Annotated in this window: 24 protein-coding genes; 12 read left to right on the top strand and 12 right to left on the bottom strand. The window is 63.9% G+C overall.

The genetic code is table 11. From position 1 onward, the window contains the following. Positions 1-495 precede the first annotated feature (495 nt). The 4 genes from KXR72_RS11095 to ytfE form a co-directional block, all read right to left on the bottom strand. Positions 496-678, bottom strand: a complete 183-nt coding sequence (locus KXR72_RS11095; RefSeq protein ID WP_437421161.1) for a DnrP protein — start codon at positions 676-678, stop codon at positions 496-498. Positions 679-776: 98 nt separating this feature from the next. Continuing rightward, positions 777-1,457 (bottom strand): Crp/Fnr family transcriptional regulator, encoded by a 681-nt coding sequence (locus tag KXR72_RS11090; RefSeq protein ID WP_437421160.1) that lies wholly within the window; start codon positions 1,455-1,457, stop codon positions 777-779. A 139-nt stretch (positions 1,458-1,596) separates the two neighbouring features. After that, entirely contained in the window at positions 1,597-1,734 is a 138-nt protein-coding gene (locus tag KXR72_RS11085) for a hypothetical protein (protein WP_437421159.1), read from the bottom strand. A gap of 52 nt (positions 1,735-1,786) precedes the next feature. After that, positions 1,787-2,455, bottom strand: coding sequence for an iron-sulfur cluster repair protein YtfE (gene ytfE / locus KXR72_RS11080; RefSeq protein WP_437421158.1), 669 nt, complete (start codon positions 2,453-2,455; stop codon positions 1,787-1,789). A 148-nt stretch (positions 2,456-2,603) separates the two neighbouring features. On the opposite strand from ytfE, the gene norR reads away from it, so the two are divergent. The 5 genes from norR (at position 2,604) to ubiT (ending at position 6,993) form a co-directional block, all read left to right on the top strand. Next, positions 2,604-4,133 carry a nitric oxide reductase transcriptional regulator NorR gene (norR, locus tag KXR72_RS11075; RefSeq protein ID WP_437421157.1) on the top strand — a complete coding sequence of 510 codons (1,530 nt, stop codon included), beginning with the start codon at positions 2,604-2,606 and terminating at the stop codon, positions 4,131-4,133. A 78-nt stretch (positions 4,134-4,211) separates the two neighbouring features. After that, complete coding sequence (locus KXR72_RS11070) at positions 4,212-4,421, top strand: hypothetical protein (protein ID WP_437421156.1); 210 nt, start codon at positions 4,212-4,214, stop codon at positions 4,419-4,421. Between the two features lie 185 nt (positions 4,422-4,606). Beyond that, positions 4,607-5,602, top strand: a complete 996-nt coding sequence (gene ubiU, locus KXR72_RS11065) for a ubiquinone anaerobic biosynthesis protein UbiU (RefSeq protein ID WP_437421155.1) — start codon at positions 4,607-4,609, stop codon at positions 5,600-5,602. 12 nt (positions 5,603-5,614) lie between these two features. Further along, complete coding sequence (locus KXR72_RS11060; RefSeq protein ID WP_437421154.1) at positions 5,615-6,505, top strand: U32 family peptidase; 891 nt, start codon at positions 5,615-5,617, stop codon at positions 6,503-6,505. After that, positions 6,499-6,993: a ubiquinone anaerobic biosynthesis accessory factor UbiT gene (gene ubiT / locus KXR72_RS11055; protein ID WP_437421153.1), complete on the top strand. Its 495-nt coding sequence runs from the start codon at positions 6,499-6,501 to the stop codon at positions 6,991-6,993. Before KXR72_RS11060 ends, ubiT begins: the two co-directional genes overlap by 7 nt. On the opposite strand, the gene KXR72_RS11050 is transcribed toward ubiT, so the two are convergent. Then, positions 6,994-7,392: a putative zinc-binding protein gene (locus KXR72_RS11050; protein ID WP_243605934.1), complete on the bottom strand. Its 399-nt coding sequence runs from the start codon at positions 7,390-7,392 to the stop codon at positions 6,994-6,996. A gap of 42 nt (positions 7,393-7,434) precedes the next feature. After that, positions 7,435-8,112: a Crp/Fnr family transcriptional regulator gene (locus KXR72_RS11045; RefSeq protein ID WP_243605935.1), complete on the bottom strand. Its 678-nt coding sequence runs from the start codon at positions 8,110-8,112 to the stop codon at positions 7,435-7,437. A gap of 236 nt (positions 8,113-8,348) precedes the next feature. Between KXR72_RS11045 and KXR72_RS11040 the strand changes: the two genes are divergently transcribed. From KXR72_RS11040 to KXR72_RS11030, 3 genes are all read left to right on the top strand, one after another. Then, positions 8,349-10,355, top strand: coding sequence for a ribonucleoside triphosphate reductase (locus KXR72_RS11040; protein WP_437421152.1), 2,007 nt, complete (start codon positions 8,349-8,351; stop codon positions 10,353-10,355). 218 nt (positions 10,356-10,573) lie between these two features. After that, positions 10,574-10,738 (top strand): anaerobic ribonucleoside-triphosphate reductase, encoded by a 165-nt coding sequence (nrdD, locus tag KXR72_RS11035; RefSeq protein WP_437421151.1) that lies wholly within the window; start codon positions 10,574-10,576, stop codon positions 10,736-10,738. Position 10,739: 1 nt separating this feature from the next. Continuing rightward, a complete protein-coding gene (locus tag KXR72_RS11030) occupies positions 10,740-11,435 on the top strand; it encodes an anaerobic ribonucleoside-triphosphate reductase activating protein (RefSeq protein WP_437421150.1) in 696 nt (231 codons plus the stop codon). Between the two features lie 894 nt (positions 11,436-12,329). Here KXR72_RS11030 and KXR72_RS11025 read toward each other — a convergent pair. From KXR72_RS11025 to KXR72_RS11010, 4 genes are read right to left on the bottom strand one after another with little or no spacing between them, the layout of a single operon-like run. Then, complete coding sequence (locus tag KXR72_RS11025; protein ID WP_437421149.1) at positions 12,330-13,706, bottom strand: 4Fe-4S binding protein; 1,377 nt, start codon at positions 13,704-13,706, stop codon at positions 12,330-12,332. Further along, positions 13,703-14,560, bottom strand: coding sequence for an FTR1 family iron permease (locus KXR72_RS11020; RefSeq protein ID WP_437421148.1), 858 nt, complete (start codon positions 14,558-14,560; stop codon positions 13,703-13,705). The genes KXR72_RS11025 and KXR72_RS11020 overlap by 4 nt, the downstream gene beginning before the upstream one ends. Before the next feature lie 21 nt (positions 14,561-14,581). Beyond that, positions 14,582-14,914, bottom strand: a complete 333-nt coding sequence (locus KXR72_RS11015; RefSeq protein ID WP_437421147.1) for a cupredoxin domain-containing protein — start codon at positions 14,912-14,914, stop codon at positions 14,582-14,584. Between the two features lie 13 nt (positions 14,915-14,927). Beyond that, entirely contained in the window at positions 14,928-15,461 is a 534-nt protein-coding gene (locus KXR72_RS11010) for an iron transporter (RefSeq protein ID WP_437421146.1), read from the bottom strand. Positions 15,462-15,771: 310 nt separating this feature from the next. Between KXR72_RS11010 and mdtD the strand changes: the two genes are divergently transcribed. Continuing rightward, positions 15,772-17,184 (top strand): multidrug transporter subunit MdtD, encoded by a 1,413-nt coding sequence (gene mdtD / locus KXR72_RS11005; RefSeq protein ID WP_437421145.1) that lies wholly within the window; start codon positions 15,772-15,774, stop codon positions 17,182-17,184. 31 nt (positions 17,185-17,215) lie between these two features. Here mdtD and KXR72_RS11000 read toward each other — a convergent pair whose 3' ends face one another. Next, positions 17,216-17,494, bottom strand: a complete 279-nt coding sequence (locus tag KXR72_RS11000) for a hypothetical protein (protein ID WP_437421144.1) — start codon at positions 17,492-17,494, stop codon at positions 17,216-17,218. A 326-nt stretch (positions 17,495-17,820) separates the two neighbouring features. Between KXR72_RS11000 and KXR72_RS10995 the strand changes: the two genes are divergently transcribed. Next, positions 17,821-18,066, top strand: a complete 246-nt coding sequence (locus KXR72_RS10995) for a hypothetical protein (protein ID WP_437421143.1) — start codon at positions 17,821-17,823, stop codon at positions 18,064-18,066. Here the strand turns inward: KXR72_RS10995 and KXR72_RS10990 are convergent. Then, a complete protein-coding gene (locus tag KXR72_RS10990; RefSeq protein WP_437421142.1) occupies positions 18,063-18,962 on the bottom strand; it encodes a MurR/RpiR family transcriptional regulator in 900 nt (299 codons plus the stop codon). The two genes, KXR72_RS10995 and KXR72_RS10990, sit on opposite strands and share 4 nt — an antisense overlap. Before the next feature lie 231 nt (positions 18,963-19,193). On the opposite strand from KXR72_RS10990, the gene KXR72_RS10985 reads away from it, so the two are divergent. Continuing rightward, positions 19,194-21,137: a bifunctional 5-dehydro-2-deoxygluconokinase/5-dehydro-2-deoxyphosphogluconate aldolase gene (locus KXR72_RS10985; RefSeq protein ID WP_437421141.1), complete on the top strand. Its 1,944-nt coding sequence runs from the start codon at positions 19,194-19,196 to the stop codon at positions 21,135-21,137. 42 nt (positions 21,138-21,179) lie between these two features. Beyond that, complete coding sequence (iolE, locus tag KXR72_RS10980; protein WP_437421140.1) at positions 21,180-22,094, top strand: myo-inosose-2 dehydratase; 915 nt, start codon at positions 21,180-21,182, stop codon at positions 22,092-22,094. Position 22,095 lies beyond the last annotated feature (1 nt).

Below are 22,095 nucleotides of genomic sequence, written 5' to 3'. Positions count from 1 at the left end.
GATCGTTGTGGCGCGCTGGCGTGCAGGCAGTCGTCCATCGAGTTGAGCGCGATGGGGAGACAGGTTCGGCTTTGGAGGCAGATGTCTCCGTGGTTACCGCAGAACTACGCCAAACGCCCCAATCGGGGTAAAGCACTCACCTGCAGGAGCCAGCTTGCTGGCGATCCGGGGCTTCGGAGGTGAGCCGATCGCCAGCAAGCTGGCTCCTACGGAACATGCGCGGTGTGGCGCGCTTAGCGTGTAGGCAGTCGTCCATCGATTTGAGCGCGATGGGGAGACAGGTTCGGCATTTGGATGCATTCGCCTCCATGGTTACCGCAGAACTACGCCATACGCCCCAATCGGGGTAAAGCACTCACCTGTAGGAGCCAGCTTGCTGGCGATCCGGGTGGCATCGGAGGTGAGCGGATCGCCAGCAAGCTGGCTCCTACGAAAGGCGTTCGGTTTGGTGCGCCAGTGTGCAGGCTTTGGCAAAGCGCGAAGCGGCCGGCCGCTTCAGCGCGGCAACCACAGGATCATCACCGCGCAGAAGATCGTCAGGGCGATGCAGAAGAGAAGAAACTTGCGCTGCCGGCGAGCGCTGGCCGTGTCGGCAAGGGCGGGGAGGGGCATGCCGCAGTTTTGGCACTCGGCTTCCTGAGGGGGATTTTCGTCTTGGCAGTACAGGCACTTGGGCATGGCAACTTCCTCTTTACTGAAATCAGCTTGCCACGCCCCGTGCTCGTTCCCGGTTGACTGCGATCAACCGTCGCAGAAAGCCCTGGGCTGACTTGCCGTCATTCGAATTGCTCGAGGCGTTCCCGGTCGAGGATGGTGATCTGACGGCCGTCCTGGTCGATGATGTGTTCGTCGATCAGGCGCCGCATGATGCGCGAGAAGGTCTCCGGCTGGATCGATAAATGCCCGGCGATCAGCTGTTTGGCCATGGGCAATTCGAAACTGCTTCCCTCACGTACACGGGACAGTTGGGTCATCAGGTAGCGCACCACACGGTGGGTCGCGTTCTTCAACGACAGGGTCTCGATCTCGTTGATGCGCTGATGCAGGCGCACGCTGAGCTTGCCGAGCAACGCGAAGGACAGGCGTTGGTTGGCCTCGAGCAGGCGCATGTACGCCGCGTTGGAAAACCGGTAGGCCTGCGTCGGGCAAACGGCCTGCGCTGAGGCGACGTAATTGGGCGTGTCCATCAGCATCATGGCTTCGGCGAACGTCTGCCGATTGCCGATGACCTCGAAGACCTTCTCCTGCCCGTCGGGTGTCAGGCGGTAGATCTTCACTGCGCCGGAAATGACGAAATAGAACGAGTGCGCCGGCTCGCCCTGGTGAAAGAGGTTGTCGCCCTTGTCCAGGTTGAGCAATTGGCTGGCACCCATCAGCTCGTCCATCTGCTCGTCGTTCAGCGGCTCGAACAGGTGGTGGCTGCGGAGGATCTGGTTGTGTACGCGGTGAAGCACCATGCAAGGCATCCTGTTTTCTAGGTATGGACGAGGCGATCGTGCGGCGCGGGCGGCGACATCGATCGTCGGGATAGAGCCTAGCCCAGCACACCGGCCGGTTCATTGACGCAGGCCGGTGTCGTGGGCTGGGTAGCGGACGCTAGCGCGGCGTGAGCGGCGCCTCCTGGGGCGCTGTAGGGTTCGCGTGCACCGCCATGTCCAATGCGACGCCGCTGGCCAGCGCCAGGATGGTCGCCATCGCCAATCCCCAGGCCAAAGGTTGGATAACTGCTTTCATATCGCCTCCGCATGTTGCCAGGCGCGCCGGCGGGCGCGCGATGCTCGTCGGGTTACTGGGAAGCCTTGACGAACAGGATGTTGTTTTCAAGGTGAATGTGCTGCATCAGGTCGTCGCGCAGCGCTTCGAGGCCGCGGTAGAGCGCCCGCCAGGTGTTGCAGGCGTTGGCCGGCGGCACGATGTCGTTGGTCAGCGCGGCCAGGCGATCCAGCGCGGCGCCGTGCTGCTCGTGCTCCAAGCGCATCACCGCGATAGGGCCTTGCTCCTGCGGTACGCGCAGGCCGCGGCGGATCATCGGGAAGAGGATCTGCTCCTCCTTGAGCATGTGGCTCTCCAGCTCTTGCTGCATGCTCCACAGGTGCTCGGCGAGCCCGAGCGGGCAGTCCGGCTTGTTGCCGTGGACGTGCTCCACGCGGGTTGCCAGCTGGATCAGCTCGGGGAACTGCTCGCGGTGGCCTTCGTGGTAGCGTTCGAGGATATGGTCGATCAGCTCGCCGGCCGGTGCCTCTCGCCAGTCGGCCTGGGCGTCGGTTTCGCTGCCCAGGGCGGCCAGTTCACTGGCGATCAGCTGAGCGTCCAGCGCGTGATGCGCGGCGGCGTCGAGCAGGCGGGTATTGCCGCCGCAGCAGAAGTCGAGCTTGTACTGGCGGAACACCCGGGTCGCCCCGGGAATCTGGCAGGCGAGGCTGCCCAGCGTCTGTTCGGTCAACGCACTTGTCATGATGAGCGTCCTGATAGGGTGATGTGCCTGGTCCATCGCAAGCGGTGTGCCATCCCTAACTCGTTGATTCTCAGGGGCTAAAAATTAGCTGTGGTTGAAACGACCCGAACGGTTTAGGGTTTAAAAAACCTCGAAGGTAAGAACGACCATGATGGAAGAAGCCCTGCTGGCGGACCTGATCACCGAACTGCCCAATGCGGTGCGTCTGCAGCGCCTCGTGCATACGCTGCACCAGCGCTTTCGCTGCGGTGCCGTGGTGTTGCTGCGTCTGGATGAAGACACCCTGCGCCCGCTGGCCGCGGTGGGGCTGGTGCGCGAAGCCCTGGGGCGGCGCTTCGTGGTGGCGCAGCACCCGCGGCTGGCTGCGATCCTTTCGCAGCGCGAGCCGACCTGGTTCGAGCCGGACAGCCGCCTGCCGGACCCCTATGATGGCTTGCTCGACGAGCGCGTCGGCGAGCCCCTGCCGGTGCATGACTGCATGGGCGTGAGCCTCTACGTGGAGGGCAAGCTATGGGGCGCGCTGACGCTCGATGCGCTGCATGCCGGCACTTTCGATGACGACGCCCGGCGTGATCTGCAGCGCTACACGTTGGTGATCGAGGCGGCGATCCGTATCACGCGTTTGGAGCACGAAAACCGCAGCCTGCGCCTGGCCCGCAGCGACGTGCTCGAAGCCAGCCAGATGCCGCGCGACGGGGAAATCCTCGGCCAGAGCTCGGTGATTCGCGAACTGCTGCGCGAGTTGCAAGTGGTGGCGGATTCCGAGTTGCCCGTGCTGCTGCTGGGCGAGACTGGCGTCGGCAAGGAACTGTTCGCGCGCTGGTTGCACCGCCATTCGCGGCGACGCAACAAGCCGCTGGTGCTGGTCAATTGCGCCGCGTTGCCTGAGTCGCTGGCCGAAAGCGAACTGTTCGGCCACGTCAAAGGCGCGTTTTCCGGGGCGACCACCGATCGCCCGGGGCGGTTCGATGCGGCCAATGGCGGCACCCTGCTGCTCGACGAGGTCGGCGAGCTGCCGCTGGTGGTCCAGGCCAAGCTTCTGCGCACGCTGCAGAACGGCGAAATCCAGCGGTTGGGCGCGGACAAGCCACGGCAGGTCGATGTCCGCATCATCGCGGCGACCAACCGTAACCTGCGCGAGAGCGTACGCGACGGCCATTTTCGGGCGGACCTTTACCACCGGCTGTCCGTGTACCCGGCGCCGATCCCGCCGCTGCGTGAACGCGGCAATGACGTGTTGATCCTCGCCGGTTACTTCCTGGAGCTGAACCGCGCACGCCTGGGGCTGCGCAGCATGCGCCTGTCGCCGGCGGCTGAGCGCGCTCTACTGGGCTATGCCTGGCCGGGCAACGTCCGCGAGCTGGAGCACGTGATCAGCCGCGCCGCGCTGCGACTGCTTAGCCGCGGTGCGGCGCGCAGCGACATCCTCACCCTGGAACCGGACATGCTCGACCTGGACGCCTCAGCCTCCCTGGCGCCGGGCACCGCGGTCGAGGAAACGGCTGCGCCGGAGCCGGGCGAGATCCTTTCCCTACGCGAAACGGTCGATGCCTGCCAGCGACAGGCGATCATCCATGCGCTGGAGGCGAGCGGTGAGAATTGGGCGCAGGCGGCGCGCTTGCTGGATGTCGACCCAAGCAACCTGCACAAGCTGGCGCGGCGGTTGCGGCTCAAGTGACGGGCGCCGCCCGCCGGCTCGAATCAACCGCAAGGGGCGGTGGTCTACTCTGAAATCAATGCAACGGAGGAAACGCCCATGGCTCTCGACCACGACCAGTTCCATGCACTTTTGAACGAGGCGCAGGCGCACGCCGACCGCGCCGCCAGCGAGAGCGATCCGCAACACTACCGGCAGGCCTTCGAGGCGAGCCTCAAGGCCATGCGCCTGCTAGCAGAGGAATCTGGCGCGTGGCGGCAGATGGTGGCGCGTGCGACCGAGGAGTTCGAGGGCGACGAGGGCATCTAGCAGGCCGCATCGCCCCGCATTTAAGTGCTGTGCGCCTTGGCTTTTGTGGTTACAAGCCTGCGGGGCGCCTTGACCTTCATCAATGCCAAGCCGCAAGTGGCTACCTAGACTGCCCGCTTTGCGCCTACTCATGGGCGGCCGCCGGGCTCGCCCGGTGGGCATGAATCGAATGTCTAGGAGTAGCCATGCACCTGGTCTGTCCGGCAGGAAGCCTGCCCGCGCTCAAGGCCGCCGTCCAGCAGGGCGCCGATGCCATCTATGTCGGTTTTCGCGACGACACCAATGCCCGCCATTTCGCCGGGCTGAACCTCGATGAAAAGCAGCTCGACAAGGGCCTGCAGCTGATCCGCGAAAAGCGTCGCCAGCTCTATATCGCCGTCAACACCTACGCGCAGCCCGATGGCTGGTCGCGCTGGCAGCGGGCCGTGGACCAGGCCGCGGACATGGGTGTCGATGCGTTGATTGCGGCAGATCCCGGCGTGCTGGGCTATGCCGCTCGGCGCCATCCGCAGCTCAATCTGCACCTGTCGGTACAGGGCTCGGCGACCAATGCCGAGGCGCTGGCCTTCTATCAGGATCGCTACAACATCAAGCGCGCAGTGCTGCCACGCGTGCTTTCGCTCAAACAGGTCAAGCAAGTGGCAGTGAGCAGCCCGGTGCCGATCGAGGTATTCGCCTTCGGTAGCCTGTGCATCATGGCAGAAGGGCGTTGCCACCTGTCTTCCTACCTCACCGGCGAGTCGCCAAACCTTTGCGGCGTCTGCTCGCCAGCCAAGGCGGTGCGCTGGAGCGAAGAACCTGAAGGCCTGACTTCGCGGCTGAACAACGTGCTGATCGACCGCTACGCCGAAGGTGAGTCAGCCGGTTACCCAACGCTGTGCAAAGGCCGGTTCGTCGTTAATGGCGAGCGCTTTCACGCCCTGGAAGAACCGACCAGCCTGAACACCCTGGACCTGATCCCCGAACTCGCCGCCATTGGCGTGACGGCGATGAAAATCGAAGGGCGGCAACGCAGCCCCGCCTATGTCGAACAGGTGACTCGGGTCTGGCGCGCAGCGCTGGATGCCTACCTGCAGGCACCACAGCGTTACGCCGTGCAGCCGGGGTGGCGCGCCGTACTCGACGGCCTTTCCGAGGGCTCGCAGACCACCCTGGGTGCCTATCACCGCGCCTGGCAATAGAGGAGCCCGACCATGAAACTCAGCCTCGGCCCGATACTGTTCTACTGGGATCGGCAAAAGACCTTAGACTTCTACGCCGACATGGCCAGCCAGCCGCTGGATGTCATCTACCTGGGTGAAACCGTCTGCTCTAAACGCCGCAGCATGGGGCTCGACGACTGGATCGGCCTGGCCCGCGACCTGTCCGGCATCAGCAAGGCGCAGATTGTGCTGTCCGGGTTGACGCTGGTCGAAGCGGCGTCGGAGCTGTCTGCCTTGCGACGCTTGTGCGACAACGGCGAGCTGCTGGTCGAGGCCAACGATATGGGCGCTGTGCATTACCTGTCCCAGAAGCGTTTGCCCTTCGTGGGCGGCCCGGCGCTCAACCTTTATAACGGCCATGCCCTGGCGCAGCTGGTCGAAAGCGGCATGTGCCGCTGGGTACCGCCGGTGGAAATGTCCGGCGGGATGATCCGCAGCGCGCGCGACCAGCTCGAGCGGCTCGACGCTGCGGTGCCGGAAATCGAAATCTTCGCTTACGGCCATCTGCCGCTGGCCTATTCGGCGCGCTGCTTTACCGCACGCGCCGAGAACCGCCCCAAGGACGATTGCCAGTTCTGCTGCCAGAACTACCCCGAGGGCATCCCACTGCTCAGTCAGGAAGGCGAGGCGCTATTCACCATCAATGGCATCCAGACCCTGTCCGCATCGGTCAGCAACCTGCTCGCCGACTACCCCGCGCTGCAGGCCAGCGGCGCTGAGCTGCTGCGGTTGAGCCCGCGTGCGGCGGGCATGGCCGAAGTGATCGCCGCTTTCGACGCGGTCCGCAACGGCGCGTTGCCACCGCTCGCGGTGGAAGGCTGCAACGGCTACTGGCATGGCCAACCCGGCATGCTGCGTGCGGAGGAGGCCGGCCTGTGCTGAACCCCCGTGAGCATTTGTTGAAAGTGGGCGAGCGGCTATTGCCGTTGGCCGCCCGTACACCCTTCGCTCTGCAGCGCCTGGCACTCGAACGCAGCCTCAACCAGCTGTTCGCCGAGCCCCTGGCCGATGATGCCTTCGAGGCGCTCGAAGGCCACTGGCTGCGCCTCGAAGTGGCGGACCTGAAGCTGGCCTGGTGCCTGACCTGTGAGCGACAGCGTCTGCGGGTCGCCGAGCAGACGCCGGTCGCGGTGACCATTCGCGGCAACTGGCGCGAGTTCCTGCTGTTGGCCAGCCGCCAGGAAGACCCGGATACGCTGTTCTTCCGCCGCCGCCTGGTGATCGAAGGGGACACCGAGCTGGGCCTGGCGATCAAGAACCTGATCGACAGCCTCGACCCCGACCTGCTGCCGCCCTGGCTGTGGGCGCTGCTGCAATGCGCCGGCGCGGGTGTCGCCGAGGCGGGGCGGGCACAGCCGGCGCCCGGCTGATCACACCGGGCGCAACGGCTGGCGCGCCTGCATGCGGTCGCTGGCGATGATCCGGCGCATGTCCTCGAACAGCGCGTCGGCTTCGGCCTGGCTGCAGTCCTCTCGGTAGCGCTTGCGCAGCCCGTAGCGGCTCAAGGTGATGTGCACGTTCGCCGTGACGCCGTGTTGTGCCAGGCAGGCGCGGGCGCAGTGCAGCGGGCAACCGTCGATGGCGAGGATGGCGCGCCCGGAGTTGGCCTTGTTGACCAGTGAACCGACCCGCCCGCCAACCCCGGCGATGCACGACATCTCCGCCAGCCCGGCGCGGTCGAGGCGCACCGCGAGCGTGTTGGCCAGCTGCGCCACGTTGGAGCAGCCGGAGCAGGAATAGACCAGCGGGAGGTGGGTGGCACTGGGCATCATCATTCTCCGGTCGGTGCGAGGGAAGAGGGGTGGGCGAAATCACTCCTGATAGGCGGCCAGGCCCTGACTGTCGAGAATCTCGATGCGCCGGCGCTGCACGCTGATCATTCCCGACTCGATCAGCCGGTGCAGGATGCGCGAGAAGGTCTCCGGCTGGATGCCAAGCTTGGAGGCGATCAGCCGTTTTGGTACATCCAGGGTCACCACGCCGCTGTCGTCTTCCTGCGACTGGTAGAGGAAGCGCACCACCCGATGGCTGGCGTTGGCCAGCGTCAGGGTGTCGATCTCGTTCATGCGTTGATGCAGGCGGATGCTCAGGGTGGCGAGGATGTCCAGGCAGATGCTCGGGTGCTCCTCAAGCATGCGCCGGTAGTGTGGCCCATGCAGGCTCGCCACCAGGCTCGCTTTGAGCGCCGTGGCGCTGACCGGGTAGTGCGGCGTGCCGGTGAACAGCAGCGCTTCGGCGAAGGATTCGCGCGGACGGATGATTTCCACGAGCTTCTCCTGCCCGTCGCACACCACGCGGTGCAGCTTCACCTGGCCGCTGAACAGGAAATAGAAGCGCTCGGCGCGGTCGCCCTGGTGAAACAGCGCGGCGCCAGCGGGCACGCGCTTGAGGTTGGCCGACATGCAGACTTCCTGCAGCGCGGCCTCCGGCAAGCGGCTGAACAGGTGGTGTCGGCGCAACTCCGCAACGAGTGAAGGTTCGGTGAGCATGGTTCCTCCGCTGCGCGCGTCCGGGATGGTTCGAGCCTGCATCCTAAGAGCCGCCAGGCGCCGGTTTCCTTGATCGCGGACAAGATCGCCGGCCGCGACGGCGCGACCTCACGTTCGTGAAAACAGCCTCCTCGACTTGACGATGGTCAATTCATCGCAGCGCTCGATCTCCTACATTGCACCGCATCTTGTGTGTTTTATTTATCTGGTATCAACATATTGTGGTGGAGGTTGTGATGGACGGGCTCGCCGAGGGGCAACGACCGGTATCGTTACGCAAGCGCGACGGCCGGCTGCTGGCATTCGAACCGGGCAAGATCGAGCGGGCTATCACCGCCGCTGGCCTGGCGACCGGTGAGTTCGATGCCGCGATTGCATGCGCGCTGGTCGACCAGGTGTTGCGGCGGTTGCCATCGCGCATCGTTGAAGTGGAGCGCGTGCAGGACACCGTCGAACGGGTGCTCATGGAGGCGGGCCACTACGACACGGCACGCGCCTACATCCTCTACCGCGAGTGCCACGGGCGGTTGCGGCGCGATCGCAAGTCGCTGGTCGATGTCGCCGCTTCGATGAACGAATACCTGTCGCGCGAGGACTGGCGCGTGCGCGCCAACGCCAACCAGGGCTATTCGCTGGGTGGCTTGATCCTCAACGTGGCCGGCAAGGTGACGGCCAACTACTGGCTGGACGAGGTCTACAGCCCGGATATCGGCACCGCGCACCGCGAGGGCGACCTGCACATCCATGACTTGGACATGCTTGCCGGCTATTGCGCCGGCTGGTCGCTACGCTCGTTGCTCAACGAAGGCTTCAACGGCATCCCCGGGCGGGTCGAGGCGGGGCCGCCAAAGCACCTTTCCAGCGCGCTGGGGCAGATGGTCAATTTTCTCGGCACCTTGCAGAACGAGTGGGCCGGCGCCCAGGCGTTCAGCAGTTTCGATACCTACCTTGCGCCGTTCGTGCGTAAGGACGGTTTGGGCTACGACGAGGTGCGCCAGGCAATCCAGGAGTTCATCTACAACCTCAACGTGCCGTCGCGCTGGGGCACGCAGACGCCCTTTACCAACCTGACCTTCGACTGGGTCTGCCCCGAAGACTTGCGCGAGCAGATTCCCTACATCGGCGGCGAGGAGATGCCCTTCGCTTACGGTGAACTCGAGGCCGAGATGGCGTTGATCAACCGCGCCTACATCGAGGTGATGATGGCCGGCGATGGGCTCGGGCGGGTGTTCACCTTCCCAATTCCGACCTACAACATCACGCATGACTTCCCCTGGGATAGCGACAACGCCGAGCGGCTGTTCGAAATGACCGCGCGCTACGGTCTGCCGTACTTCCAGAACTTCCTCAACTCGGACATGAAGCCCAACCAGGTGCGCTCGATGTGCTGCCGCCTGCAGCTCGACGTACGTGAGCTGCTCAAGCGCGGCGGCGGCCTGTTCGGTTCGGCCGAGCAAACCGGCTCGCTGGGTGTGGTGACGGTCAATTGTGCGCGGCTGGGCTACCTGCACGCCGGCGATTGGGGCGGGCTGATCGACCATCTCGATGCGTTGTTGGAGCTGGCGCGACAGAGCCTTGAGGTCAAGCGCAAAGTCATTCAGCACCACATGGATGCCGGGCTGTATCCCTATACGAAGCGATACCTGGGCACGCTGCGCAATCACTTCTCAACCATCGGTGTGAACGGCCTGCACGAGATGGTGCGCAACTTCACCGAGGATGCCGCTGGGCTGCATACCGAGGCGGGGCGGCGCCTGGCGGTCGACCTGCTCGATCACGTGCGGGCGCGGCTAGTCCAGTTCCAGGAGGAGACCGGCCATCTTTATAACCTCGAGGCGACGCCAGCCGAGGGCACCACTTACCGCTTCGCCAAGGAAGACCGCAAACGCTTCCCGGACATCCTCCAGGCCGGTTCGGCGGCGGCGCCGTACTACACCAATTCGTCGCAATTGCCGGTGGGTTTCACGGATGACCCGTTCGAAGCCCTGCTGCTGCAGGACGAACTGCAATGCAAGTACACCGGCGGCACCGTGTTGCACCTGTATATGGCCGAGCAGATTTCCTCAGCGCAGGCCTGCAAGAACCTGGTCCGCACGGCGCTTGGCCGGTTCCGCCTGCCTTACTTGACGGTCACTCCGACGTTCTCGATCTGCCCGGTGCATGGCTATCTCGCCGGCGAGCACGAGTTCTGCCCGAAGTGCGACGAGGCGTTGATCGCCAAGCAAGAGGGCTGCTGCGCCTGAGCGCGCAGCGACTGCGGCCCAGTCGTTGCGCATTCCGGCGTAAGTGCAACCGGACCAACCTGTAGGAGCCAGCTTGCTGGCGATCACCGTTGCTGATGCGTCAACTGGCGCATCGGCCTGAACGGTGGAGGGACCTCGTTCGCAAAAGGGGTCGCCTCCGCATTCGCGAGCAAGCTCGCTCCTACAACAAATCGTTTTCACCACTGAAGGAGCGACACATGACCCAGTCCACTCAACTACCCGAAGCCCAACGCCAGCGCTGCGAAGTCTGGACCCGTGTGATGGGCTATCACCGTCCCGTTACGGCATTCAACCCGGGCAAACAGTCCGAGCACCGCGAGCGGAGGCACTTTACCGAGCAGGCGGCGGGGCTGGCTCGATAAGATGGGCGCTGCGCTCCGTGTCGGGGGGCTGGTGCCCCTGACCACGCTCGACTTCCCCGATCACCTGGCGTGCGTATTGTTCTGCCAAGGTTGTGGCTGGCGCTGCCGCTATTGCCACAACCCGCAGCTGATCCCGACGTGCGGCGCCGAGGAGCGCAGTTGGGGCAACATCCTCAGCTTCCTCGACCAGCGTGTCGGCTTGCTCGAAGCAGTCGTGTTCAGCGGCGGCGAGCCGACCTTGCAGCTGGCGTTGCCGGAGGCCATCGCCGAGGTACGCGCCAAGGGCTTCAAGGTTGGCCTGCACAGTGCCGGCATCAAACCGAAGCTGTTCCGCCAGGTATTGCCGCTGGTGGATTGGGTAGGCTTCGACGTCAAAGCCTTGCCTGAGCATGGTCGGCTTATCACGGGCGTCGAGGGCAGTGGCGTCGCGAACTGGAACAGTCTCGAAGCGCTCGTTAAAAGCGGTGTCGACTACGAATGCCGGACCACCGTGCACTGGCAGCTGTTCGATGCTGAGCGATTATGGGAAATGGCCCAGCGCCTGCGTCGGCTGGGCGTGGAGCGTTTCGCCGTGCAATGCGTTCGCACCGCCCGAATGCTCGACGACACGCTCGCCGACAGCCGCGCGCCATACGATCAGCAAAAGCTGTGGGATCGCATGGGCCGGCTGTTTCCGTCGTTCGTACTGCGGGGCTGACGCCCGCGCTCCGAAAGGTCGTTTTTTAAGCTGACTGTGGCTACGAGCCGGGCGCTGCGTGGCTACGGGTCGCAAGCAGAGCTTGCTCCTACATAGAGCGTGGTGCAGTGGTGGAGGCCGTTGCTCGTGTAGGAGCGGCCTCTGGCCGCGACCTGGGGTCTGCGCGGCTGCGGGTCGCAAGCAGAGCTTGCTCCTACATAGAGCGTGGTGCAGTGGTGGAGGCCGTTGCTCGTGTAGGAGCGGCCTTTGGGCGCGACCCGGGTTTGCGTGGCTGCGGTCGCAAGCAGAGCTTGCTCCTACAGAAAAGCATGGTGCGGTAATCGACGCCGCTGCTCTTGTAGAAGTGGCCTCTGGCCGCGATCCGGGATTTGCTTAGCTGCGGTCGCAAGCAGAGCTTGCTCCTACAGAAAAGCGTGGTGCAGTAATGGACGCCGTTGCTCTTGTAGGAGTGGCCTCTGGCCGCGACCCGGGGGCTCCGCGTGGCTGCGGTCGCCAGCAGAGCTTGCTCCTACAGAAAAGCATGGTGCAGTAATCGACGCCGTTGCTCGTGTAGGAGCGGCCTCTGGCCGCGACCCGGGATTTGCGTGGCTGCGGGTCGCAAGCAGAGCTTGCTCCTACAGAAAAGCGTGGTGCAGTGGTGGAGGCCGTTGCTCTTGTAGGAGTGGCCTCTGCCGCGACCCGGGGTTTGCGTGGCTGCGGTCGCAAGCAGAGCTTGCTCCTACAGAAAAGCGTGGTGCAGTAATGGACGCCGTTGCTCTTGTAGGAGCGGCCTCTGGCCGCGACCCGGGGCTCCGCGTAGCTGCGGTCGCAAGCAGAGCTTGCTCCTACAGGTGCGGGCTGGGGCTGGGGTTCTGCGGCAAGAGGGGCTTCAGTCCACCATCGAGTGAGAGCGAATCAGCTCCAGCCCCAGAACTGCAGGTACCAACCGTACCCGACCACCGCCGTTGCCAGGCAGACGCAGGCGAACGCCATCAGGCGGCGCAGCCCGTTAGCGCCATGACGTGTGATCACCTTCCATGCCAGCGTCAGGCTCCAGCCAATCGCACCGGCCAGCAGCAGGGCGCGTGTCGGTTGCGCCCAGGCGAGGATGAAGCCTTCGTAGCGCAGCAGCTTGATAGTGGTCGCCGACAGGCCCAGGAAAAGCCCGGCCCCGCCCAGCGGCGTGAACGACAACGCCAGATGATGAAACACGTTATCGCCCCGGTTCATCAGCCGCACGGCACCTTGCAGCAGGAGCCACAGCGCGCCGCCGATCACCAACGCGCTGGCGCCGATGTAGGTGAGAATCGCCGCGCCATCGAGCCAGGTGAAGGCATCGTTGTTCTGCGGGTAATGGGTCAACAGCCACCAGGGCGCATTGGCCTCCAGTGGCCAGAAGATGTCACGGTCGACCAGCCACTCGGCGGCGGTCTGCTTGAGCGTGATGAACCACGGGCTGACCGTCCACTGGAACGCACCCATGGCGAGCCCGATCATGCCGAACAGCAGCAACGTGCTGTCCCAGTGACCGTGCTGCGCCTGGTTGCCGACGATAAGGATTTCCTCGTTTGGCGAGCGAGCGGCGAGGGCGACGGCGCCGCGCTGGCCGCTGCAGCGTCCGCAGGCATGGCATTCGCTGTTGCCCTGCATGCGGCGGATGTCGATCAGTGGAGCACAGTTGGGTGTGGCGAGCTTCGGTGCCTGGTTGGCTTGCCAGCGCTCCTCGTCGACCTTGTAGTGCATCGGTGCCAGACGCGCCAGCAGGCCGAACACGCCACTGACCGGGCAAAGATGCCGGCACCAGACCCGCTTGCCGCGACCGTAGAGAAAGCCGACGAGCATCGCCGCCACCGTCGAGCCGCCGAGAATCAGCGCCGCGGCGCGGCCATAATCGTAAACGCTGATCAGCTGGCCATAGATGGTTGTCAGCACGAAGGCGACCGTCGGCCAGCCGCTCCAGCGAATCCATTGCGGGGTCCGCTTGTTCAGCCCGCGCCAGCTGATCCACTCACTGAGCGAACCTTCCGGGCAGAGCACACCGCACCAGAGCCGCCCGAACAAGACCATCGACAGCAACACGAACGGCCACCAGAGCCCCCAGAACAGGAACTGGGCGAACACCGTGATGTTGTCGAGCATGCGCGCTTCGGAGGGCGGCAGCGAGAGGAACGCCGGCACCAGCAGCAACACCAGATAGAAACCCACGACCGCCCATTGAATCAGGCGGATGGTCTTTGCGTGCTGGCGTAACAGATCGCCCGCGCGCGCCAGCCAGGGAGCGGTGCTGATCATGCAGTGCGAGCCTCCAGACGGGCCTCCGACCGGGGGCGCAGCCAGAGCCAGACGGCGAGCCAGTACAGCCCCATCAGCACGACAGCGGCCGTCGACGGCATCGCGCGGTAGCCGGTCAATCCCGCGACAGTGCTGCCCAGGGTGCTGCCATCATCGAGCAGCGCGGAGGTATCCCACAGCGGATCGCCGAAAACGGTATAGAGCACTTCGGGCACGTTCATGCCCATCAACTGACCGCTGAAACGGTCGAGCCCGGCCATCAGCAGGGCGGCGCCGAGCAACAGCAGCAGGGCTTCGCTGACCTTGAAGAAACGTTTCCAGGAGAACAGTCGGCTGCCGGCCTGCAGGGCTGCGTAGCTGATCAAGGCCAGAGCGAAGCCGAGCACTCCGCCGGTAACGAAACCGGCCAGGCTGGTGCCCTCCTGCTGATGGCCGATGCCGTAGAGAAACACGACGGTCTCGCTGCCTTCGCGTGCCACGGCAAGCATCGCCAGCACCAGCAGGCCTACGCCGCTACCCTGGCTCAGGTGCGTGGCGGCGCTATCGACCAGGTTGCGCTTAAGGTCGCGCCCGTGGTGATGCATCCAGCCCACCATCTGCAGGATTAGCAACGCGGCGACTACCAGCATTGCGCACTGGAACCATTCGCCCGCGGGGCCGGCCAGCCAGTCGCCGGCGCTGAGGATGCCCCAGGCCAGCAGCGAAGCCAGGCCGAGCCCCGCCACCACGCCACCCCAGAGCATGCGCAGCGCGTGGCGGTTACCGGGTTGCTGGCTGAGCCAGGCGTGCAGGATGCCGATGACGAGCAATGCCTCGACGCTTTCGCGCCAGACAATGAACATTGATTGGCCCATGTCGCGTCTCCTGTGACGGTACTACTTGGCGATGATTTCCCCTTCCGGGAGGTCCATGTGGAACTCGTCGAAGAAGGGGTAGCGGCCGGGTTTGAGCGGGTGGATCACGACGAACGAGGTGACGCCGGGCGAAAGCACCTTTTCAACCCGTAGGGGCGTGCTTTCGAATTCGGTGGGGCCGCTGCCCGCGTTGATCACTACGATCTTGAAGCGTTGGCGAGCCGGTACCTCGATGGTCGCGGGTTCGAAATGGCCGTCGCGGATGGTCAGTTCATACGTCGGCAGCCCCGCCTGCGCACTGCCAGCAAAGCCGGCAGCGAGCAGGGCGAGGGCCGGGAACAGGATGCGTCGCATGCCGGCCTCCGGATCAATAACCGCCTTTCTTGCCGATACCGGCATAGGTGAACTCGTATTTCAGCTCGCAGGTCTTGAACCAAGGCGCGACGCCGGTTTCCTTGTCGACGTGGCGGCCGAACATGGCGTGATCACCGCCCGGTGGCGAGACGGTAAAGGTCAGCTGATACTTACCCGGGCCCATCAGCTTGACGTTGTCCCCGTAGTGCGGGCCGTCGTTGGCGACCATCGGGTGAAACTCGCCCTCGATCTTCTCGTCCGAGCCTTTCTTGCTTAGCGCGTAGTGGATGTTCAGGTAGGAAACGAAGCTGCCTTCCTGCCAGCCGTTAGGGTTGCCCTCGGTGGCGGCGATGTCGGCTTCCAAGTGAACGTCCGCCTTGGCGGCGTCGAGCATCATGCCGGCTGGCTCCATTTCCACCGGCTGCAGGTAGACGGCACCGACCTCCATGCCGCCGCACTGTTGCGGTTCACCGATGGGGTATTCCTTGGCTTGGGCGAGGGGAGCGAGCAGCAATGACGCGACGGCGAGTGTGACGGGGATACGCATGAAGCCTCCGAAACGGAAAACAAGGTGTGGTCAGAAGATTCGCACCTGCGATGTTTAACGATAATGATTCGCGTCAATTCTGAACGAAATACTTTGTTACGTGTAGCCAGGCCTGACCGCTAGCCGATATCTACGCACCGGTTGGATGCAGCATTGGCGCGGCTTGTGCGCATAGGGTGCGTTGTGTTGTCACAGGAAGGAGCCTCGCGGGACGCGCCTTCGGTAGATGGGCATGGCGCATCGCGATTAAGGCTGCGGTCGTGATCGATAGCGGCCTAACATAGGGCTTTCATTTCAGCTGGGGATATCCATGCCGCACACCGCCGTGCTGGACGCCCGAACTGCCCGGGTACTGCCTTGGCTAGTCGCGATCGCGTTCTTCATGCAGACCCTCGATGGCACCATCCTCAACACTGCACTTCCGGCCATGGCGCGTGACCTGGCCGAAGACCCACTGCGCATGCAAGGCGTGGTGATCGCATACATGCTCACCGTGGCGCTGCTGATTCTGGCATCTGGGTGGATCGCCGACCGCTTCGGCACCCGGCGTATCTTCTTTGCCGCCATTGCGCTGTTCACCCTGGGTTCGCTCTTCTGCGCCCTGAGCGCCACTTTCAACCAGCTCGTGATATCGCGAGTGGTCCAGGCAGTCGGCGGCGCACTCATGCTGCCGGTAGGGCGGCTGGTGGTTCTGCGGGCTTATCCGCGCAGTGAGTTCGTGCGGGTGATGACCTTCATCGCGCTGCCGGGGATGGTTGGCCCGCTGCTCGGCCCGACGCTAGGCGGCTGGCTGGTCGAGGTTGCCTCATGGCATTGGATATTCCTGATCAACCTGCCAGTTGGCCTGGTTGGCTGCCTTGCCGCACTGCGCTTCATGCCGGATCTCAAAAGCGAGGCGCGTACCCGCTTCGATACCCTGGGGTTTCTACTGTTTGGCGGCGCGATGGTGCTCATCACCATTTCGCTTGAAGGGCTTGGCGAGATGCAGATGCCGCATGCTCGCGTGCTCTTGCTGATGGTGATCGGCAGCGCCTGCCTGGCGGCGTACTGGCTGCGTGCTGGGCATGTCGAGACGCCGTTGTTCAGCCCCTCTCTGTTTCATACTCGCAGCTTCGCGGTCGGCATCTTCGGCAACCTGTTCGCGCGCCTGGGTAGCGGTGCGTTGCCATTCCTGCTGCCGCTGCTGCTGCAGGTCGCGCTGGGATACTCCCCGGCTGAGGCCGGCATGAGCATGATTCCGCTGGCTGCTGGTGCGATGTTGATCAAGCCGCTGGCCAAGCCACTGATCGACCGATTCGGTTACCGGCGCATCCTCGTCGTCAACACGCTACTGCTGGGCAGTCTGATCGCCAGTCTGGCAACCATAGACGGGCAGACGCCGAATGCTTTACTGCTTCTGCATCTGGGCCTGATCGGCATGGTCAATTCGATGCAGTTCACAGCGATGAATACCGTCACCCTGGTTGGCCTGAGCAACAGAGACGCCAGTAGCGGTAACAGCTTGCTGTCGGTGGTGGTGCAGTTGTCGATGAGCCTGGGAGTGGCATCAGCGGGTGCGCTGCTTGGGGGCTTCACAGTGCCGGGCGCCGAAGGGGAGGAGGTGCTGCAAGCGTTTCACCTGACGTTCCTGTGCATCGGCGCAATGGCGATGTTGGCCGCGACGCTGTTTTTCCAGCTGGACAGCAAGCGGGTCATGGCTGCCCGGCTGGTGGACGAAGAATGAACGGCGGCGGCCGACCTGCTCGTAAGCGAGATCAGCCGAGGCAGATCTCGGCTTCTTCTTCCTCTTCTTCGGGCATTTCGTCGGTGACGATGACGCGCGCGTGGTAATCGGTGTCTTCCTCCATGCGGAGGCCGAAATACCGCGTGTCATACGCATCCCAGAACGCCTCGACCTGCGCCATGGTGGCGGCCTCAAGGAGGACCTCCAGGCTATGTTCCAGGACGATCGTGTAGAGTTTTTCGGCAGACATGGTTGGCAGGCTCGTGCTCGATTCAGGGCAGCCACTGCGGTCGTGCAGCGGTGATGTCATTCTGACAGTCGGCGACCCGGATACGGTGCCCACTCATCGCCTGCTCCGTGTCATCCGCTGAACGGTTGGTTCGACCTGCTGTCTACGTCGCGCTGTCTTGAGCCGCTTTGGCCGTCTCGCTATGTAAGCTTTCATGACAGGTCAACGCAGCCTCGTATCTCACCCCTATCGGTGAGCGTCCGCCATTGTGCGGGGCGTGTTCTCTGCGCCGCTGACTCACCTGCTTCGTTTGTTTACCTGTTCAAGTAAACATTATCGACCCGTAACTTACAGCGACATATCGTTTCGCTGGCTGGTATTTGGCCAGCGTGCAGAAAGGAATCGATATGAGTGGGTTGGGCGTGGCGTGGCTGATGATGGGCGTTTCGTTGTGTGCGGTACTGGTACTGATAATCCTGCAGTGGTTGCAGTGGCTCAATACACAGCAACACAAGGTGGAACTCACGGTGCTGCGCTCCTTGCTGCAGAGCCTGGGTGACGTCATCCAGCGGCTGGAACGCGAGAACGCCGAGCTGGCCGCTGCGCTGCGGGTTGAGCGCAGGCAGGCCGAGCAGCGCAAAGCAGGGCGCTAGTTTTCCAGTTCGGCCTGTTCCTGAATCTCGTCTACCGAGAGTTCAAGGCGATAGGCCAGTGCGATGAACAGCGCCTGGCACAGGCACAGCGTCGCACTCAGCGAGCGGAAGGCGAATGCGCTGCCTTCGTTGACCAGCAGCATCGCGTTGGCGCGCTTGGCCAGAGGCGAAAGCGGGCTGTCTGTGATGATCAGCGACTTGGCGCCGTTGTGTTGCGCGATGCGCACGCACTGCTGGCTCTCCTTGCCGTAGGGGCTGAAGCTGATCGCAATGATCAGGTCATTGGCGCGGATGCTACGCATCTGCTCGCGGTAGCTGCCGCCAAGGCCCGACACCAGATGAATGCGCTTGTTGGTGTGCTGCAGGTTGTAGACGAGGTAATCGGCCACTGCGAACGAGCGCCGCACACCTACCACATAGATGTTGTCCGCATTGACCAGCAGGCCCACGGCTTTGTCGAAGGCCTCGTCGTCCAGTTCGTTGCCCAGGCGTTCAAGCCCCGACAGGGTGGCATCGACGCACTCGCGCGCGAGGTCCGCGCTAGAGGCCTTGTGCGATTTGTCTGCAATCAGCTTGCGGATGCGCTGCTGATAGTTCTGCACCGGGGTCGCCTTCAGCGTGTAGGCCTCGCGGAACAGCCCCTGCATCTCGCTGAATCCTGAAAACCCGAAGCGCTGGCAAAACCGCACGATGGCCGAAGGGTGCACCTCGCACTGGCTGGCAATGTCGCTGATGCGGTCGACCATCACCCGGTCGGTCTGCTCGCTCATGTAGGTCGCAACCCGCTTGAGCTGTCGCGGCAGGCTTTCGAATTCCGCAGTGATGCGTTGCAGCAACTGATCAACGCTGGCTGGCGTCTGCCCGGCCTCGGCAGGGGTCGATTCGATCTCGGACATGCAGGTGTCATCCCTCCATTTTTCGACCAGCCTACGCGATCCGGTGCCGTAAGCGGAAGCCGCTCAGCGCGTCGTATCGATAGCAGCCGCATCTCAGTAAATGGAACTGAAATTCCACAAAATAAAAATATAGAAAAAAAGTTGATAAGGGCGAAGTGCCGCAGTAGGCTTCAGTCATCCCGATCGCACGCGCTGCGATGAAAGCAGGCCACAAGAACAATAGGAGCCGCCATGGGCGACATGACTTTTGCAAGTGACCGTCAGCTGGATCTGATCTGTCTCGGGCGCCTCGGCGTCGACCTTTACGCGCAGCAGGTCGGTGCGCGCCTGGAAGATGTCAGCAGCTTCGCCAAATACCTCGGCGGTTCCTCCGCCAACATCGCCTTCGGTTCCGCACGGCTGGGTCTCAAGTCGGCGATGCTGACGCGTGTCGGTGACGACCACATGGGGCGCTTCCTGGTCGAGTCGCTCAGGCGCGAAGGCTGCGACACCCGCGCGATCAAGGTCGACCCGCAGCGGCTGACCGCAATGGTGCTGCTCGGCATCAAGGACCGCGACACCTTTCCCCTGGTCTTTTACCGCGAGAACTGCGCCGACATGGCGCTGCGCGAAGAAGACATCGACGAAGCGTTCATCGCGTCCAGCAAGGCGCTGCTGATCACCGGCACGCACTTCTCTATCGAGGGCGTCTACAAGGCCAGCAGCCGTGCACTGGACTACGCCGAGAAGCACGGCGTGCAGCGTGTACTGGACATCGACTACCGCCCGGTGCTCTGGGGCCTGACCGGCAAGGCTGACGGCGAAACGCGCTTCATCGCCAGCGCCGAGGTGACCGCCCACGTTCAACGCATCCTGCCGCGCTTCGATCTGATCGTCGGCACGGAGGAAGAATTCCTCATCGCCGGTGGCTCGGATGACCTGCTCACCGCGCTGCGCAATGTGCGCGGTGTGACGGACGCGGCGCTGGTGGTCAAGCTCGGCGCCTTGGGCTGCACCGTGATTCGCGGCGCCATTCCGGCCCACCTGGAAGAGGGCGAGATCCACCGTGGCATCCGCGTCGAAGTGCTCAACGTGCTGGGCGCCGGCGATGCTTTCATGTCCGGCTTTTTGCGCGGATGGCTGACCGGCGCCGACGACGCGCGCTGCTGCCAGCTGGCCAATGCCTGTGGCGGGCTGGTGGTGTCGCGCCATGCGTGCGCCCCGGCGATGCCGACCATGGCAGAGCTGGACTACCTGTTCAGTCGCCCTGAGCCGCTCACCCGTCCGGATCAGGATGCCGAGCTCAATCGCCTGCACCGCGTCAGCGTGGCGCGCAAGTCGTGGAAGCAGCTGTTCGTCTTCGCGTTCGATCATCGCAGCCAGTTCGCCGACCTGGCGCAGCAGGTCGGTGGCGATGCGCGCGATATCCCGCGGCTCAAGCAACTCTTCGTCCAGGCCATCGAGCGGGTCGAGTCGGACCTGGTCAAGCAGGGCGTGACGTGCAACGTCGGGCTGCTGGCTGACGACCGCTTCGGTCAGGACGCCTTGAATGCCGCCACCGGCCGCGGCTGGTGGGTGGCGCGGCCGGTAGAGCTGCAATTCTCCCGGCCGCTGGCGTTCGAGCATGGCCGCTCCATCGGCACGCAACTGGTGAGCTGGCCGCGCGAGCAGATCGTCAAATGCCTGGTGCAGTATCACCCGGATGACGAACCGCTTTTGCGCCTGGAGCAGGAAGCACAGATCCGAGCTCTGTACGAGGCAACCCAGGCAAGTGGGCACGAGCTGCTGCTGGAGATCATTCCGCCAAAAAATCTTCCCGGCGAGCATCCCGATGTGCTGGTTCGGGCACTCAAGCGGCTCTACAACCTCGGCATTTACCCCGATTGGTGGAAGATCGAGGCGCAACCTGCGCCGGTCTGGCGACAACTGGATGAATTGATTCAGGCGCGCGATCCCTATTGCCGCGGCGTGGTGGTGCTCGGCCTCAACGCGCCGGTAGACGAACTCGCTGAGGGCTTCCGCCAGGCCGGTGATAGCGCCGTCTGCCGGGGTTTCGCCGTGGGCCGCACCATCTTCCAGGAGCCGAGCCGCGCCTGGCTTGCCGGCGAGTTGGACGACGAAGCGCTCATCGCTCGTGTGCAGGCCACCTTCGAACAGCTGATCGGTGCCTGGCGCGACGCGCGCCCGCAGGCCTGAACCGCCATTCCAATCGCCGAACAAGAATAAACAGGTGAGTAGATGAACAATTCCCCGATCCGGATAGGTATCAACCCGATCTCCTGGAGCAACGACGACCTGCCGTCGCTGGGTGGCGAAACCCCATTGGAAACCGCTCTGAGCGAGGGCAAGGCGATCGGCTACGAAGGCTTCGAGCTCAACGGCAAGTTTCCCAAGACCCCTGAAGGCGTGCGTGACGTCCTCGCTGCCCATGATCTGGCGCTGGTGTCCGGCTGGTATTCCAGCGGCCTGGCGCACCGCAGCGCCGAAGAGGAGATCGAGGCCATCGCTGGGCATTGCCGGCTGCTGGCCGAGAATGGCGCGACCGTGATGGTCTATGGCGAGGTCGCCGGTTCCATTCAGGGCAAGCGCGTGCCGCTGCTCGAGCGCCCGCGCTTCCACAGCCATGCGCAGTGGCAGGCCTATGGCGAGAAGCTCACCCGCGTCGCCGCCTTCACGCAGTCGCAGGGCGTGCGGCTGGCCTATCACCATCACATGGGCGCCTACGTCGAAACACCCGAAGACATCGACCAGCTGATGGCAGTCACCGGAAGTGAGGTCGGCCTGCTGTTCGACTCCGGCCACTGCTACATGGGCGGTGGCGACCCGCTGGCGGTGCTCGACCGCCATATCGAACGCATCTGTCACGTGCATTTCAAGGATGTGCGCCACGCCGTGATGCAACTGGCGCGCAACAACCAATGGAGCTTCCCCGACTGCATCGTCAACGGCGCGTTCACCGTGCCGGGCGATGGCAATCTGGATTTCGCACCGATGCTCGACCGGCTTTACCAGGCCGACTATCACGGCTGGATCGTGGTCGAGGCCGAGCAAGACCCCGCCGTCGCACCCAGCTACGCCTATGCCAAGAAGGGCTACGACACCCTGCGTGCACTGGTGGCCGTGACCGACGCCCGCCATCGCGCCCACGCCTGAG

It is taken from the genome of Stutzerimonas chloritidismutans (assembly GCF_051486945.1).
Lineage (GTDB): Bacteria > Pseudomonadota > Gammaproteobacteria > Pseudomonadales > Pseudomonadaceae > Stutzerimonas > Stutzerimonas chloritidismutans_B.
This window is presented reverse-complemented; position numbering and strand designations above follow the sequence as displayed.

Excerpts from the sequence above, each read along its gene's own strand:
- KXR72_RS11095 (WP_437421161.1), bottom strand. The coding sequence starts at position 678 with ATGCCCAAGTGCCTGTACTGCCAAGACGAAAATCCCCCTCAGGAAGCC.
- KXR72_RS11090 (WP_437421160.1), bottom strand. The coding sequence starts at position 1,457 with ATGGTGCTTCACCGCGTACACAACCAGATCCTCCGCAGCCACCACCTG.
- KXR72_RS11085 (WP_437421159.1), bottom strand. The coding sequence starts at position 1,734 with ATGAAAGCAGTTATCCAACCTTTGGCCTGGGGATTGGCGATGGCGACC.
- ytfE (WP_437421158.1), bottom strand. The coding sequence starts at position 2,455 with ATGACAAGTGCGTTGACCGAACAGACGCTGGGCAGCCTCGCCTGCCAG.
- norR (WP_437421157.1), top strand. The coding sequence starts at position 2,604 with ATGATGGAAGAAGCCCTGCTGGCGGACCTGATCACCGAACTGCCCAAT.
- KXR72_RS11070 (WP_437421156.1), top strand. The coding sequence starts at position 4,212 with ATGGCTCTCGACCACGACCAGTTCCATGCACTTTTGAACGAGGCGCAG.
- ubiU (WP_437421155.1), top strand. The coding sequence starts at position 4,607 with ATGCACCTGGTCTGTCCGGCAGGAAGCCTGCCCGCGCTCAAGGCCGCC.
- KXR72_RS11060 (WP_437421154.1), top strand. The coding sequence starts at position 5,615 with ATGAAACTCAGCCTCGGCCCGATACTGTTCTACTGGGATCGGCAAAAG.
- KXR72_RS11050 (WP_243605934.1), bottom strand. The coding sequence starts at position 7,392 with ATGCCCAGTGCCACCCACCTCCCGCTGGTCTATTCCTGCTCCGGCTGC.
- KXR72_RS11045 (WP_243605935.1), bottom strand. The coding sequence starts at position 8,112 with ATGCTCACCGAACCTTCACTCGTTGCGGAGTTGCGCCGACACCACCTG.
- KXR72_RS11040 (WP_437421152.1), top strand. The coding sequence starts at position 8,349 with ATGGACGGGCTCGCCGAGGGGCAACGACCGGTATCGTTACGCAAGCGC.
- nrdD (WP_437421151.1), top strand. The coding sequence starts at position 10,574 with ATGACCCAGTCCACTCAACTACCCGAAGCCCAACGCCAGCGCTGCGAA.
- KXR72_RS11030 (WP_437421150.1), top strand. The coding sequence starts at position 10,740 with ATGGGCGCTGCGCTCCGTGTCGGGGGGCTGGTGCCCCTGACCACGCTC.
- KXR72_RS11025 (WP_437421149.1), bottom strand. The coding sequence starts at position 13,706 with ATGATCAGCACCGCTCCCTGGCTGGCGCGCGCGGGCGATCTGTTACGC.
- KXR72_RS11020 (WP_437421148.1), bottom strand. The coding sequence starts at position 14,560 with ATGGGCCAATCAATGTTCATTGTCTGGCGCGAAAGCGTCGAGGCATTG.
- KXR72_RS11015 (WP_437421147.1), bottom strand. The coding sequence starts at position 14,914 with ATGCGACGCATCCTGTTCCCGGCCCTCGCCCTGCTCGCTGCCGGCTTT.
- KXR72_RS11010 (WP_437421146.1), bottom strand. The coding sequence starts at position 15,461 with ATGCGTATCCCCGTCACACTCGCCGTCGCGTCATTGCTGCTCGCTCCC.
- mdtD (WP_437421145.1), top strand. The coding sequence starts at position 15,772 with ATGCCGCACACCGCCGTGCTGGACGCCCGAACTGCCCGGGTACTGCCT.
- KXR72_RS11000 (WP_437421144.1), bottom strand. The coding sequence starts at position 17,494 with ATGACATCACCGCTGCACGACCGCAGTGGCTGCCCTGAATCGAGCACG.
- KXR72_RS10995 (WP_437421143.1), top strand. The coding sequence starts at position 17,821 with ATGAGTGGGTTGGGCGTGGCGTGGCTGATGATGGGCGTTTCGTTGTGT.
- KXR72_RS10990 (WP_437421142.1), bottom strand. The coding sequence starts at position 18,962 with ATGTCCGAGATCGAATCGACCCCTGCCGAGGCCGGGCAGACGCCAGCC.
- KXR72_RS10985 (WP_437421141.1), top strand. The coding sequence starts at position 19,194 with ATGGGCGACATGACTTTTGCAAGTGACCGTCAGCTGGATCTGATCTGT.
- iolE (WP_437421140.1), top strand. The coding sequence starts at position 21,180 with ATGAACAATTCCCCGATCCGGATAGGTATCAACCCGATCTCCTGGAGC.